The organism is Persicitalea sp., from assembly GCF_041751555.1.
GTDB lineage: Bacteria > Bacteroidota > Bacteroidia > Cytophagales > Spirosomataceae > Persicitalea.
In genome coordinates, this window is record NZ_JBGSXF010000433.1 from 1 (window position 1) to 14,335 (window position 14,335).

Below are 14,335 nucleotides of genomic sequence, written 5' to 3' on the forward strand. Positions count from 1 at the left end.
CGAGGCCGATGGCGTGGTGACGGGTACCGATTTACTGGTTCAGAAAGGCAAAATCGCCAAGATCGGTAAGAACCTTTCCGCCTCCGGCGCGCGCGAAATCGACGGCACGGGCAAGCACCTGACGAGCGGCATCATCGACGAGCACTCCCACATCGCGCTGTTTTCAGTCAACGAAGGCGGGCAAACGAGTTCGGCGGAAGTGAGGCAAAGCGATGTCATCAACTCGGAGGACATCAACATTTACCGCCAGTTGGCCGGGGGCGTAACTACCTCGCAACTGCTGCACGGCTCGGCTAATTCTATCGGTGGCCAAAGCGCGGTCATTAAGCTGAAATGGGGCGCGGCTCCCGCCGAACTTTGGATTCCCGAGGCGAAGTACATCAAGTTTGCGTTGGGTGAAAACGTGAAGCAATCCAATTGGGGCGACGCCACTCGTTCGCGCTTCCCGCAGACTCGCATGGGTGTGGAGCAGGTTTTCTATGACCACTTCATCCGGGCCAGGGAGTATGACAAGGCCATGAAGGCGTTCAATAATTCCCGCAATAAAAACAACGTCACGCCGCCGCGCCGCGACCTAGAACTCGACGCGCTCGCCGAAATCCTGAACAATGAGCGCTTCATCACTTGTCACTCCTACGTTCAGTCGGAAATCAACATGCTGATGAGCGTAGCGGATTCGCTGGATTTCAGGGTGAACACTTTTACCCACATTCTGGAAGGCTACAAGGTAGCCGACAAAATGGCCAAACACGGCGCGGGCGGCTCGACGTTTTCCGATTGGTGGGCCTACAAAATGGAGGTAAAAGAAGCCATTCCCTACAACGCCGCCCTGATGGCGAAGGAAGGCGTGGTAGTTGCCATCAATTCCGACGACGCCGAAATGGCCCGTCGCCTGAATCAGGAGGCCGCCAAAACAATGACCTTTGGCGGCATGACCGAGCAGGAAGCCTGGAAGATGGTGACGCTCAATCCTGCCAAATTACTCCACCTCGACAACCGATTGGGTAGCATCAAAACGGGTAAAGACGCCGACCTGGTGCTTTGGAACGACCATCCGCTGTCTATCTACGCGCGTCCCGACTACACTATGATCGAAGGTGCCATCTACTTCGACTACGCTGCCGACCAGAAGAAACAGGAGGTAGTTGCCAAAGAAAAGGCGCGGATTATTCAGAAAGCACTACAAGCCAAAGGCAAGGGAGCAGATACCAAAAAACCGGAAGGTAAAACTTTCAAGCTGCTTCAATGCGACGATATCATCGGCACCCACGCGGCGGAAGATAAGTAGTTGCTGCTCGCGTTGAAAACCATTTGTTCTTAATTTCTCGACAATGATTAAAATGAAAAATATTCTATTTGCGGCACTCGCGTTATTGCCTCTTGGAGTGATTGCCCAAAATCCGGCTCCCGCCACCCCTCAGTCCAAACCCATTGTCCTTACCGGGGCCACGATTCATCTGGGAAATGGCCAGGTAATCGAAAACGGCATCATCGCCTTCAATCAAGGGATTATCTACTCCGTTGGAGCTTCCACTACTACGGTGGATAGATCTGGCGCGGAGATCATCGACCTGACGGGTAAGCATGTTTTTCCGGGGGTGATTGCGATGGGTTCGACCATTGGTCTGGTGGAGATCGCGTCCGTTCGGGCGACACTGGATTTTGAAGAAATCGGCGAAGTCAACCCGCACGTGCGCTCACTGGTGGCGTACAGCACCGATTCGGAAGTAATCCCAACACTGCGGGCCAGCGGGGTACTTTTGGCGCAGTCAGTGCCACAGGGCGGACTGGTGTCGGGGTCGTCGTCGGTGTTCAATACCGACGGCTGGAACTGGGAGGATGCCATCATTAGGAAAGACGATGGCATTTGGCTGACCTGGCCGCCTTACCTCTCGCGGAGTTTTAGCTACGAAGATTTTTCGTACTCGACCAAGAAAAACGAGAAACGCGCTGAAACGATTAACCTGCTGGAATCGACCTTCGCCGACGCCAAAGCCTTCAACGAAATCGATCAGCCCGAGATGACCAACATCCGGCTCGACGCGATGAAAAATCTATTCACGGGAAAACAGAACCTGTACATCCGGGCCAACTACGCCAAGGATATCATCGACGCGGTGAAGTTCGGGAAGAGAATGGGCGTAGGCAAGGTTGTTATTGTCGGAGGACAGCAGGCCGATAAAGTCGCCGCCTTTTTGAAAGAAAATAACATTCCGGTAGTTCTGGGCGCTTTGCACAGCCTGCCTGGTAGCCCCGACGACGATGTGTACGCAGTGTACGAACTACCCGCAAAACTCCACAAAGCAGGCGTGAAAGTAGCCCTCAGCTACGATGACGAATGGTGGCGGGTGCGTAACCTGCCCTACCAGGCGGGTACGGCCGCCGCTTTTGGCGACATCTCCAAAGAAGATGCTTTGACGTTTTTGACCCAAAATCCCGCCCAAATCATGGGCATCGACGGCCAGGTGGGTACTTTGGAGAAAGGCAAGCAAGCCACGCTCATTGTCACCAACGGGAATATGATGGATATGCGCGGCAATGTGGTGGAACACGCTTTCATCAAAGGCGCGAAGGTGGATTTAGATAATAAGCAGAGTCGGCTTTACGAGAAATATAAGGAGAAGTACAGGCAGAAATAAGTTGACAGTTGACAGTTGACAGTTGACAGTTGACAGTTGACAGTTGAAAATTAAGGGTTCCCGTAGTCGAGCGCAAATGTGGCTTAATTACGGGAATTTTTATTTTAAACGAATCCCACCCTCCTCAAACTGGATCACACCCTTCTTCCACAGATTCCCAATAGATTTCTTGAAGTTACGCTTACTCATGCCCAGTCCCTTGGAGATTTCTTCGGGGGAGCTGTCGTCATGCAGGGGCAGGAAGCCGTTGTTCTTGTTCAGGGCATCCACGATGCGCTGGATGAGCGGCTCGAAGCGTTCGACGCCAATTTTTTCCAGCGTGATGTCCAGTTTGTTCTCTTCCCGGATTTTCTTGACGTAACCTTTCATCCGGTCACCGACACTGATATTTTTAAAAACATCGCTCTCGAAGATCAAGCCTTTGTGGAATTCATTGACGATCACGTTGAAGCCCAGATCGGTACGTTCCCAAATGATCAGATCGACCTCGTCGCCTTCGACTATGGTAAGTCGCTCGTTGTCAACGAATCGGTTGAGACGCGGCGAGGCTATTAAGCGAGAGCTCACGCGGTCAAGGTAGATGAAAACGAGGTACTTCTTACCCCTTTCCATCGGTGTAAGTTGCTCGCTGAACGGCACGAGAAGGTCTTTTGTGAGGCCCATATCCAAAAAAGCGCCTTTACTATTGACATCGACTGCTTCCAGGTAAGCAAATTCGTCGCGCAGGGCGTGCGGCTTCTCGGTGGTGGCGACGGGGCGGTCTTCGGAGTCGTTATAGACAAACACCCGGATACGGTCGTCGGGCTGCATGTCGTCGGTGACGTAGCGGTTGGGCAGCAGCACCTCCTCGCCCTGCGGGTCTTCGAGATAAAGCCCTTGATCCGTGTTTCGGGTGATGGTCAGGTCGTTGTATTTTCCTAGAAAAAGCATAGCCGTGGGTTCGTAAAAGAGCCGCAAATATAGGCTTTTTGCCGCATCAGCGAAGCACCGACAGCAGCGTCTCGCATTTCATTTCGGTTTCGTCCCACTCGCGCTGCGGGTCGGAGTCCTCGGTGATACCCGCTCCGGCGAAGAAAGTCGCCCGTCCGTCAGCCAGGCGAAGCGTTCTGAGATTCACAAAAAGCGAACTCTCCTGATCCACGTTCACCGGGCCCAGGTAGCCGCTTTAAAAGGAACGGCCGTAGCCTTCGACGGCCTTAATAAATTCCAGCGCAGGTTCCTTGGGCATTCCGCACACGGCGGAAGTAGGGTGCAGGAGTTCCAGCATCACCGTACCGAGTTCAGGAAAATTCACCTCACGGGTGTTCACCGCGAAGTCGGTGCGGAGGTGGTACAAATTGCCCGCCCGCACGGTACGCGGCCCGCTTTCGAGGTACTCACGCAGCCGGATTTTCTTGAAGCATTCGATTACGTAACGACTCACCAAAGCTTGTTCCTGAATCTCCTTTTGCCCCCAGCGGATGTCGCGGGGCGGGATAAGCACCCCGTCTTGCACGGCGGTTTGCGTTCCGGCCAGAGAGGTAGTGCAGAAAGTACCTTCGGCATTCATAGACACCAGCGTTTCGGGCGTCGCGCCCAGCCACATTTCATCGCGGTCGGCCAGGTTCACGAGCGACACGAAAGCTGACGGGTAAGCGGTGCAGAGTTTCTGGAATGCCTTAAAGGGCCGGAATTTAGCAGAATAAGCAAGCGTTTTAGTGCGGGAAAGCACCACTTTGGCTAATTCTCCCCGACTAATCGCCGCCACGGCTTCGGCTACGGCAGTTTTAAAATCATATTCCTGTCCACCTTCAATTGCGAGTTTTTGGGAGAAAGCCGTCAAATCTGAAACGTCGTTCCCAGCTTCCTCAGCCACTCCATCGGCAGTTTTTAGCAAATGCTTTACAAATGGATGCTCCTGTCCCAAACTACCCCCGACTTCCCGGCAAGACCAATCTTCCGAAAAAGTAAAAATCATATCGCCTTCCAGCACGAATGCCTCGCCGCCTTCCAGCGGCTCAAAGGGGTGGATGACGAAGCAGGCGGGTAGTTCTTCCAGATCGGGAAGCCGCCGCTGAATGCCGTCCTGCGTGGAAATCAGTAGTTTGACTTCTTTCCGATGGGGCAGCCGCCATACCGCCGAAGGGTAGCCAAGCTGCCAGGCCGCGCGGAACAGCGACTCGGCCTGAATAATTCTGGTGGGATCGAGAGTACTTATCATCGGCTAAATAACACGACAACTAGGCCAAAATGTTTCTCAAAAATTATCATTTAGCGTCGATTATTGCCACCGTCAGACGGCTCACACAGACTAGCTTCCCTGCCTCGTTAGTGATTTTTATATCCCAAACGTGCGTCGAACGGCCCACGTGCAGGGCGGTCACGCGGCCGTACACCCAGCCATCCCGCACAGCGCGGATGTGGTTGGCGCTGATTTCCAGACCGACAGCTCGCTGCTTTTCAGGGTCGGCTAAACTGAGCATGGAAGCCACGCTGCCCAGAGACTCGGCCAGCACCACCGAGGCGCCGCCATGAAGGATGCCAAAGGGTTGGTGTGTCCGATGGTCTACGGGCATTTTTGCAACGATGAAGTCCTCGCCAATTTCGATGAATTCGATACCGAGTTGCGTATCTATAGTTTTGGGATTGAGGTTACGCAGGAAGTCGAGATCAAACGATTTGTTAAACATTCTTTTTTTTGTCTAAATTTGTATGGGCAAATTACGCCAGAAAACGGCTTTTTGGCAAAGTATTTATCAAAAAAGTACAAATTCTATTGAAAAGTAAAACAATCTACCTCATTCGCCACGGCGAAACTGACCATAACCGAAACGGGATCGTCCAGGGCAGCGGCGTCGATACCATCCTCAATGAGTGGGGTAATGCGCAGGCCGAAGCCTTCTACGATGCATACCAACACGTCCCATTTGACAAAATCTATACTTCCAAACTGCAGCGCACTGTCCAGTCGGTGCAGGAATTCATCGATTCGGGCATCCCCTGGGAAAGCCACGCGGGCCTGAACGAAATCAGTTGGGGCTGCCGTGAGGGCAAAATGCCTAACGACAAAGATCAGGGCTATTACCGCGATTTGGTACTTGCTTGGCAAAATGGTGACGTAAACTTGCCGTGCGAAGAAGGCGAAAGTCCCATCCAGGTTCGCGCTCGACAGAAACCCGTCGTGGATTTGATCCTTTCAAGGCCCCAGGAACGCACCGTTTTGATCGCCATGCACGGCCGCGCCATGAGGATACTGCTCACGCTGCTCTTCGACCAACCGCTGACCGAGATGGACAAGTACGAACATAGCAACCTTTGCCTTTATCGAATCAACTACTCCTACGACGAGCAAAAGTTCACTTTCGTCTCGGGCAACGACATTACGCATCTGCTCTCGCTCGATGTGCCCGTGCCGCAAAGCTGATTTTAACCGTCTGTAAAGAAACTTTCCCTTTGGTGTAAATGGCTTCTCCTTTCCTCGATTTCTTTGCCTAGCTTGCCCCATTATTCAGGCATAGTAGGTAAAGATCATTTGTTCCTTTTGGTTTTTATCGATTAAAAATCAAGCCATTAGGCGAGAAAAAATGTCCAAATCCCGGATTTACTGGACGCTGCAAATCATTGGCTGGACGGCTCTGATGATGTACGAATTCGTCATCTACACGGCAGAGTACGGCTTCGATTTGGAGTACTTCTTGCTCAGCGTCGCCAATATTTTTCTGGCCATCGGACTTACGCACGTGTATCGGCTCATTGTCCGACGCTGGAATTGGTCCACGCTGCCGTTGCCGCGCCTGGCCTTTCGGGTGATCGTTTCTGTCATCATTTTGGGGGCGATCATGTCGATGGTCAATATTCGTCTTGACCACGATACCATTGCCTACAACCTGGCCAACCAGCCATTCGCTTTTTGGGGCTACATTTCGGCCTGGTGTAAAAATATGCTGACTTGGGTACTTGCTTATACCGTGTATCATTACGTGGAGCAGACCCGGTTAACGGAGTTAGAGAAAATAATGCTGAAAACATCCATGCGCGAGGCCGAGGCGAAGGTATTGCGCTCGCAGCTTAACCCGCACTTTACCTTCAATGCCCTGAACAGTATTCGCGCTCTGGTGTCGGAAGACCCCACCAAAGCGCAACTCAGCATCACGCAGTTGTCTAATATATTGCGCAACTCCCTGCTCGCCGACCGCCGCAAAACCGTAGAACTACGCGAAGAGTTGAAGACAGTGGAAGACTACCTCGAGCTGGAAAAAGTCCGTTACGAAGAACGCCTGAACTACAAAATTAAAGCTGATCCGCCGACGCTCTATTGGCAGGTACCGCCCATGATGCTACAGACGCTGGTCGAGAACGGCATTAAACACGGCGTATCCAAACTACCCAGGGGTGGCAGACTCACTGTGGAATCCTCGCTGCAAAACAACGAGTTGATGATTTGCATCAAAAACACGGGTACCCTGGGCAACACCGATTCGGGCGGTGTCGGACTATTGAATACCGCCGAGCGGCTTTCGATCCTGTACGGCAAGGAGGCTTCTTTCAGGATTTATCAGGAAGAGGATAATATTGTCTGCTCTGAAATCATCATTCCCATGCTCTCTGATGGACTGATGCGCTACAATGGCCAGGTTCCAGAAAGAAATCAAGTGTAAATGAACTGCAGGGCTTTGAGCCATTCGCAGCTTCAAACCACAAAATGAGAATTCAATTGTAATGCAAATCATAAATAGTTTTTTCAAACAATAGCCGACAGCGTGTAGCTTCCGGCCAAAAGCCCAATTAGCCATGAAAACATTAATTATCGACGATGAGCGGCTCGCCCGCAATGAATTGAAGCGCCTGCTAGAGCCTTACCACAAAATTGAGATCGTAGGTGAGGCCGCCAACGCCGAAGAGGCCCTCGGGCTGATCAGCGAATTACAACCCGAATTGCTTTTTCTCGACATTCAGATGCCCGGCAAGAATGGTTTCGAACTCCTGACTTCTATCGAGGGAAAAGCCCCGGACGTGATTTTTACAACGGCCTACGACGACTACGCCATTAAGGCATTTGAGTTCAACGCCCTGGATTACCTGCTGAAACCCATTGACGGCGAGCGACTCAAAGACGCTATTCAGCGGGTAGAAGAAGACCGGGACATTCACGAGGAAACCACCGATGAAAAGCCTGAACGCGCCAGCCGAGTACTGGGTGAAAACGACAAAGTATTCATAAAAGACGGAGAGAAATGCTGGTTCGTGAAGTTGGGTAAAATCCGGCTTTTCGAGTCGATGGGTAACTACGTACGGCTGCATTTTGATGATCAAAAACCACTCGTTCTCAAATCGCTGAACAGCCTGGAAGACCGCCTCGATCCCGAAAACTACTTCCGCGCCAACCGCAAACATATTATCAACCTGCAATGGGTAGATAAGATCGAACCATGGTTCAGCGGCGGCCTGCTTGTCACGCTGCAAGGTGGCGACCGCATCGAAATTTCGCGGCGGCAGGCGATACGGTTTAAGGAGCTGATGAGTTTATGAGTGATGAGTGATGAGTGATGAGTGAATTTGATTCATCATTCATCATTCATCATTATAAAATCCCTTCATCCGCAAAGCTATAATACCCGCCGTCGGTGAAGATGAGGTGATCCAGAACGGGCAGGTCGAGCATTCGGCCTGCCTCTTTTAGCTTTCGGGTAAGGTCTTTATCGGCCTGACTGGGCGTGAGATTGCCCGAAGGGTGGTTATGGAACAGGATGATGGAGCTAGCCAATTGCTCCAGAGCGTGTTTGAAGATAAGCTTGGGGTCGGCGACGGTGCCGGCCACACCACCCGAGCTGATTTGCACTGGTCGCAGTACCTCATTGGCGCGATTCAGTAGCAAAATCCAGAATTCCTCGTGCGGCTTATCGAGCAAATAGGGTCTGATCTCGTCGTAGGCGTCCTTGGCGCTCGTGATGCGTCGCTGCCGCAATACTTCCGATTCCTTGCGGCGACGGCCTAATTCCAGTGCGGCCATAATGGTGATGGCTTTGGCCTCGCCAATGCCTTTTACCTTCGTTAAATCCTTCAAACTCAGCCGGGCCAATTCGTTTAAATTTCCCTTAGCGGCATCCAGTACCATCTTACCCACATCGACCGCCGAATAATCGACCGTTCCCATACCGATCAAAATGGCGAGTAGTTCGGCGTCAGTCAAAGCAGCTTTTCCCCGCTGCATCAGCTTTTCGCGGGGCCGGTCTTCCTGCGCCCAACTTAGGATTTTTCGAGGGTTGTAGGGGTTTGGTTCCAATTAGTGAATGTTGGAATGTTGGGATTAGTGAAAATTAGGCTAGGGGATGTGGCGATAATTTATTCACTAATTCCGACATTCACTAATTCACAATTGAATTCTTCTCACATTGAACTCAACGCCGCCCTTGCCTTATTGTCGATGCTGTTTTTGTACTCATGCTTTTTGTAAGACATGGCTTTTTTGAAATAGGAAACGGCCTGTGGCTTGTTGCGGAGTTCTTTGTAGATGTAGCCGAGTTGCAGGGCGGAAGAAGGACCAAAGTACAGGCTGCTGCTTTGGGTCAATTGGATAGCACGGTCAAAGTAGGGCATGGCCTCGTTGGCTTCTCCCATTTTTTGCAGGATGCGACCGCGGCGGTAGTTGAATTCAGCCTGGTTCGCGATTTCAGAGAACGAATTTTCGGAATAGCCATCCAGCTTGGCAAGAGCCCCCCGCAGGTAGCCCCCGTCGCTGGCGTAACGGGCCTCGAACAGTATTTTCTGTTCGTCTTTTACTTGCTCGTCAAGATAGGTTTCGGCAAACTTTTCGGCGTAACCATCCGATTCGGTGATGGTCTTGCCCACTTTGGGTACCCTGGCAATGAGCGTGTTGGCCTCGGCGTCGCGATTCGTGAGCCAGCGGCAGAGGAACTGCTTAAAGTAGCTGTCTTTTAAAAAGTTGAATCCTTTGAAATTGCGCTGAAACTTATCATAGTATCCGTAGGCAGAATCGTACTGCCCTTTTTGTAGCAGAATTTCGGCTCTCAGATAATCCAGAAACGGGAAAGGGATGTAAGCCGAAGAGCGCGGGGCTTTATTCAGGATGGCCAGCGCCTCCTCGCTCCTACCCTCTTTCATTAGCACTGAAGTAGCGAAAAAATGGAGCAACAGGTTGTCCGGTTGTCCGGCAGGCATCCTTTTCAATTCCCGAAACTGAGACTCGTTGAGTTGTAGCGTATAGGCATGCAGCAACAAATCAATTAGTTGCGCTTCTTGCCGGAAAAGCGTTTCGGTATTCTCGACTTTTTGGAGTTCCCGGAGCCCGCCAGGAATATCGCCCGACAACCCCAGCGTTCGGGTAACCCAGGTGTATTGCTCCGGTACTGAGCCGATGAGGACGTGTAACAAGCCCAGCGATTTGAGCGTCGGCACGAACGTAGGGAATTTCTTTCGGTTTTCTTCCAGAAGTCTGTAAGCCTTGATGATATCCCAGCAGCCACTGACTTCATTGCCAAATTTCAGCTTGGCGAACGCCCAGTGCAGTCGGACTTCCGCCCGCAATAGTCTCTGGTAGGGTGAGTTATCCGGCAGCGCCATCAGTGCATCTAGCCGCTCGTCTTCTTTTTTTGATAATTTATTGTACGCTGCCCGGTCTTCCGAAATCAGCAGGTAGTACATATCTGCGTAGTTTTCCACGTAAATTAACGCCCCATTGTCGGGATTTGATTTACGTTCCTCTTCCAACAAAGCGCGGGCCTTGTCGAGCCGCAGTTTTTGTACTTCAAAGTAGGCAAGCTGAATCCTGGGGCTGAAATCCAGGCGAGCTGCTGCGCCATCGGCTTTCGTCAGAATGGAAATGGTCAATAATAAACCGACCAATCCCAAATCTCTTGATTTTTTTATAAAAAGCATAAATGGAGTTTCTTGAAAAAGAATAAACTACGCGGCCGTTGTCATGACGGATGATGAGGCCAAGTCTCGATCACGCATACAACGGATAGCGTATAAACTAAAAGTGGCTACCGAATGGCAGCCACTTTTAACCTTTAATCGTTGAAAGATTTTACCGTTTGCTGCCCTTCTCGGGCGCAGGTTCGGGCATTTCCACACCACCGAAAACCCGGCCACAATGTTCACAGACGATGATCTTCTTGTGTTCGCGAATGTCAGCCTGCCTTTGGGGTGGTACTACGTTGAAGCAGCCACCGCAAGCACCGCGCTGTACCATTACGACCGCCAGGCCGTTCAGGGAATTATTTCTAATTTTCTGATAAGATTTCAGCAGACGCGGTTCGATCTTGTCGGCTTGCTTCTCACGCTGTGCAAGCAGGCCTTTCTCTTCCTCCTGACTCTCACCCGTAATCACATCGAGTTCCGACTTCTTGGTCTTCAAATCTTCCTTTCGGCCGTCGAGTATGCCCTGTGTGTTGCTGAGGTCATCCTCTACGAGACGCGTGCGTGCCTTGGCCTCGCTGATGCGCTTGTCGGCCAATTGCATTTCCAATTCCTGCAATTCGATTTCCTTTGTGATGGCCTCAAACTCGCGGTTGTTGCGGACGTTCATCTGCTGATCTTTGTACTTGGCTATCAGCTTTTCTGAATCTTTTTGCCCATTTTTCAGCGAATCGACCGTAGCGTTCAAGTTGTCGATCTCTCCTTTGAATTTGGCGGTTCGGGTTTCGAAGCCGGCAATCTCATCTTCCAAATCACTTACCTCTTCGGGTAAGTCACCCCGGATTTTTAGAATATTATCTAACTGAGAATCAATTTCCTGTAATTTCAGGAGGTTATCCAGCTTTTGCGCAATCGTGTTTTCCATGTGGTCAATTTTGAATGACTGAATTTGTGAAGAATTTTATTTCACACCGCGCGGGCGGCCCCGTCACCAATTCACTCATTCAGTATTAATGGTAGTAGGCTACCGGGTTGGTGTTTGTTTCTGATAAATGAAGCGCGAAATTACCAAATCTTTTTGACAAACAGTCGTGCAGAAGTTGTTTCGTAAATACTTCGCTCTCATAGTGGCCAATGTCACAAATTACGATTCGGTTTTCGGCGTCGAAAAACTCATGGTACTTATAATCGGCAGTCACAAAGGCGTCGGCACCGACGGCCAGGGCATTGGGGAGCAAAAAACTACCTGCCCCTCCGCACACTGCCACCCGGCTGACTGTTTCCCTAGCCGAAGCAGTGTACTTGATGACGGACACCTGCATACTCTTCTTCAAATGTGCCAGAAAGTAAGTCAACGGTAGGGGTTCGGGTAGTTCGCCTACCACTCCGGCACCCACTTCCTGGTTTTCGTTTTCGAGGGTTTGCAGGTAGTAAGCTACCTCCTCGTAAGGATGATTCTGGCGTAAGGCTCGGAGTACTTTTCTTTCCAAATGCGCCGGAAACATGAGTTCCACGCGTTGTTCTAGTTCGCGTTTCAGTTCTCCAACCACACCGGAGTAAGGGTCTGCCCCTTCAAGTGGACGAAAAGTACCTTCGCCACTGGTTTGGAAACTACACTCGGCGTAGTTACCAATCTTTCCGGCTCCCGCCGCGTAGAGCGCGTCAAGTACTTTGGAGGCATCATTGGCAGGTATGAAAAAAGTAAGCTTTAACAACGTTTGCCGCTTGGGTGCAAGGATTTTAACGTTTTGCAAACCCAACCTTGCAGAAATCATGCTGTTCACACCATTGGGGACATGGTCGAGATTGGTGTGAATGGCGTAAATTGCTACATCGTTCTGGATCGCCTTGATGACGGTGCGCTCTACATAGTTCTTGCCATTCAGCTTCTTCAACCCCTTGAACACGATTGGGTGATGCGCTACGACCAGATTGCAGCCTTTGCGGATTGCTTCTTCAACGACTGCTTCGGTGCAGTCGAGAGATAGAAGCACACCCGTAAGTTCGATAGTTGGGTCGCCTACGATCAGACCTGAATTATCGTAGCTTTCCTGATAAGCCGGCGGGGCAAGGGTTTCGAGACTATGAATCAATTCTTTGAGTGATGGCATGAAGGATGAGAAACTAAAAATTCTGCTGTGTAATGTTATAAATGAAAACGAGCCGACTTTGTTAGTTTGAAATGTGCCTAATACGGACTCATTTTTTATAAAATATCTTTTACACGTATATTTATGATCGTTTAATAATACCCTCTACAAAACAACACGATGGACATCACCTCTTCCATACTCAAAAGCCCAAGTAACAAGCTGCCTCGATGGATGGTAGCCACGGTACCTAACACCAAAAGTAAGTCTGCCTTTGTTCTAAAAGGCACCTACCCCGCATATCTATTCGAGATCATACCACCATCCGACGACGAGAATTGCATTGAAGTCGAGTACAAGAGAAAAAAATATTGCGTAACGGTAAAACTTGACATCGACGAAGCCGGCGAGCCGCCCCATAGCTACCTGGTAGAGATGATTGGTTGGTACGCAAGTCAAAAAGTGAAGCCTTTCCTGTCAAAAATTCTCGCGTCGTCGGATGAGGATTGATTTTTGGATTTCAGGCGGAGAAATCAAGATTGTGGAGTCTTTTCTTTGGTATATGGGCCCAAGTCATTTTGACGCTTGAAGAAACGTCTTTCCTGATTCTTAGGTGATTCCTTCCAATATATGCCAGCGGAATTACCCGGAACAAACGCGGATTGGGCACAAACGAAAAAAGCATCTCAAATTGAGATGCTTTTTTGCGGTCCGGACGGGACTCGAACCCGCGACCCCCTGCGTGACAGGCAGGTATTCTAACCAACTGAACTACCGAACCACTTACGTTTCGCTGATGATTCAGGTAAAACGTGGGGCAAAAGTAGGCGGACACTTTTTAACACGCAAGCATCTGTTTAGATTTATTTTTGCGCGAAACGCTAGAATTCTGATAATCAGGATCGGTTTTCTGAAAAAACATTTAATTGCCCAGCCCCAGCATCGCGTAACCCTTCATTTGGTAAGTAGTCGTGGCAATCAGGGCCGCCTCGGTCACATTAATGTTGGCGTTGCGAGGCGTATCAGTGTAGCCACGCATCCGCAGCGACTGCCCACAGACGAAGAATTTCACGCCTTTGCCCGCTAATTCGTCGATTAATGCGGTGTTGGGATTAGCTACTCCGAAGGCTTTTTCGTAAGCTGCGTCATTCATGATTAGAGGCGTGCCTTTAAAGTGCACTACCACCACCATAGCAATATTCTCGGGCTTGATACCCGCCTCGGCGTAAGCATTGAACAGGCGGGCTACGCGCTCTAGCCCAGGGTTCAGCTCATCAGGTTTTTCGGGACCGACCGTCAAGTCGCCCACAATTTTATAGGCCATTTTCTTATCGGCGACGGGCGTGGCCTCGGGAACGGGGAATACGCCGCCGCCATTCTTGATAACCGGGAATTCTTTGGTCTGGGCCAAGGTGAGGGTAGTTGCGTACGCGACTGTCAAGACGGCCAGGGCAAGGGAATAGATAACTTTCATAGCAACAGTATTTTACAGTTAATTTTTAGGATTGATTAAATTTCTATTTGGCTCGAAAATAATTTCTGAAAGTTAGGACAAAAAGCGGTAAAAATTCGCCTCACTACCACATAAAAAAGCAGCCGGAATTAGTGCCCGGCTGCTTTTAACGAGAAGCCTTTTCAAAAGTATTAGTGGATCTCTAATACGAAAGGCATTCGGGCCTGCAATCCTTTCATTTCAGTAAGTTTCTGGTACAGTTTAAATTGGGGCGCCAGTTGACCGAGTTTCTCCGT

13 protein-coding genes, 1 tRNA gene and 1 pseudogene are annotated in these 14,335 nt (G+C 50.4%); 6 read left to right on the forward strand and 9 right to left on the reverse strand.

Going from position 1 to position 14,335, the window contains the following annotated elements:
* The coding region (locus tag ACEW8P_RS15215) for an amidohydrolase (RefSeq protein ID WP_373513935.1) at positions 1-1,288 on the forward strand (1,288 nt) is incomplete at its 5' end.
* Between the two features lie 52 nt (positions 1,289-1,340).
* Entirely contained in the window at positions 1,341-2,639 is a 1,299-nt protein-coding gene (locus tag ACEW8P_RS15220; RefSeq protein ID WP_373513936.1) for an amidohydrolase family protein, read from the forward strand.
* Positions 2,640-2,738: 99 nt separating this feature from the next.
* On the opposite strand, the gene ACEW8P_RS15225 is transcribed toward ACEW8P_RS15220, so the two are convergent.
* The 3 genes and pseudogenes from ACEW8P_RS15225 to ACEW8P_RS15235 form a co-directional block, all read right to left on the reverse strand.
* A complete protein-coding gene (locus tag ACEW8P_RS15225; protein WP_373513937.1) occupies positions 2,739-3,596 on the reverse strand; it encodes a S1 RNA-binding domain-containing protein in 858 nt (285 codons plus the stop codon).
* Between the two features lie 19 nt (positions 3,597-3,615).
* Positions 3,616-4,839: pseudogene (locus ACEW8P_RS15230) on the reverse strand (chorismate-binding protein).
* 46 nt (positions 4,840-4,885) lie between these two features.
* The gene (locus tag ACEW8P_RS15235; protein ID WP_373513938.1) at positions 4,886-5,308 is read right to left on the reverse strand and encodes a hotdog fold thioesterase; all 423 of its coding nucleotides are present in this window, start codon (positions 5,306-5,308) and stop codon (positions 4,886-4,888) included.
* 86 nt (positions 5,309-5,394) lie between these two features.
* Here ACEW8P_RS15235 and ACEW8P_RS15240 point away from each other — a divergent pair, with 86 nt between their 5' ends.
* From ACEW8P_RS15240 to ACEW8P_RS15250, 3 genes are all read left to right on the forward strand, one after another.
* The gene (locus tag ACEW8P_RS15240; RefSeq protein ID WP_373513939.1) at positions 5,395-6,042 is read left to right on the forward strand and encodes a histidine phosphatase family protein; all 648 of its coding nucleotides are present in this window, start codon (positions 5,395-5,397) and stop codon (positions 6,040-6,042) included.
* 160 nt (positions 6,043-6,202) lie between these two features.
* Positions 6,203-7,276, forward strand: coding sequence for a sensor histidine kinase (locus ACEW8P_RS15245; RefSeq protein WP_373513940.1), 1,074 nt, complete (start codon positions 6,203-6,205; stop codon positions 7,274-7,276).
* Between the two features lie 133 nt (positions 7,277-7,409).
* Positions 7,410-8,147 carry a LytR/AlgR family response regulator transcription factor gene (locus ACEW8P_RS15250; RefSeq protein WP_373513941.1) on the forward strand — a complete coding sequence of 246 codons (738 nt, stop codon included), beginning with the start codon at positions 7,410-7,412 and terminating at the stop codon, positions 8,145-8,147.
* 52 nt (positions 8,148-8,199) lie between these two features.
* Here the strand turns inward: ACEW8P_RS15250 and radC are convergent, their stop codons facing one another.
* From radC to ACEW8P_RS15270, 4 genes are all read right to left on the reverse strand, one after another.
* A complete protein-coding gene (gene radC, locus ACEW8P_RS15255; protein ID WP_373513942.1) occupies positions 8,200-8,901 on the reverse strand; it encodes a DNA repair protein RadC in 702 nt (233 codons plus the stop codon).
* Between the two features lie 104 nt (positions 8,902-9,005).
* The gene (locus tag ACEW8P_RS15260) at positions 9,006-10,514 is read right to left on the reverse strand and encodes a hypothetical protein (RefSeq protein ID WP_373513943.1); all 1,509 of its coding nucleotides are present in this window, start codon (positions 10,512-10,514) and stop codon (positions 9,006-9,008) included.
* A gap of 151 nt (positions 10,515-10,665) precedes the next feature.
* Positions 10,666-11,421, reverse strand: coding sequence for a zinc ribbon domain-containing protein (locus tag ACEW8P_RS15265; protein WP_373513944.1), 756 nt, complete (start codon positions 11,419-11,421; stop codon positions 10,666-10,668).
* An 85-nt stretch (positions 11,422-11,506) separates the two neighbouring features.
* Positions 11,507-12,607 carry a Nif3-like dinuclear metal center hexameric protein gene (locus ACEW8P_RS15270; protein WP_373513945.1) on the reverse strand — a complete coding sequence of 367 codons (1,101 nt, stop codon included), beginning with the start codon at positions 12,605-12,607 and terminating at the stop codon, positions 11,507-11,509.
* A 159-nt stretch (positions 12,608-12,766) separates the two neighbouring features.
* Here ACEW8P_RS15270 and ACEW8P_RS15275 point away from each other — a divergent pair, with 159 nt between their 5' ends.
* Positions 12,767-13,096 (forward strand): hypothetical protein, encoded by a 330-nt coding sequence (locus tag ACEW8P_RS15275; protein WP_373513946.1) that lies wholly within the window; start codon positions 12,767-12,769, stop codon positions 13,094-13,096.
* A 197-nt stretch (positions 13,097-13,293) separates the two neighbouring features.
* Here the strand turns inward: ACEW8P_RS15275 and ACEW8P_RS15280 are convergent.
* Positions 13,294-13,367: transfer RNA gene (locus ACEW8P_RS15280), tRNA-Asp, on the reverse strand.
* A 141-nt stretch (positions 13,368-13,508) separates the two neighbouring features.
* Complete coding sequence (locus tag ACEW8P_RS15285) at positions 13,509-14,060, reverse strand: DsrE family protein (RefSeq protein ID WP_373513947.1); 552 nt, start codon at positions 14,058-14,060, stop codon at positions 13,509-13,511.
* Between the last annotated feature and the right edge of the window lie 275 nt (positions 14,061-14,335).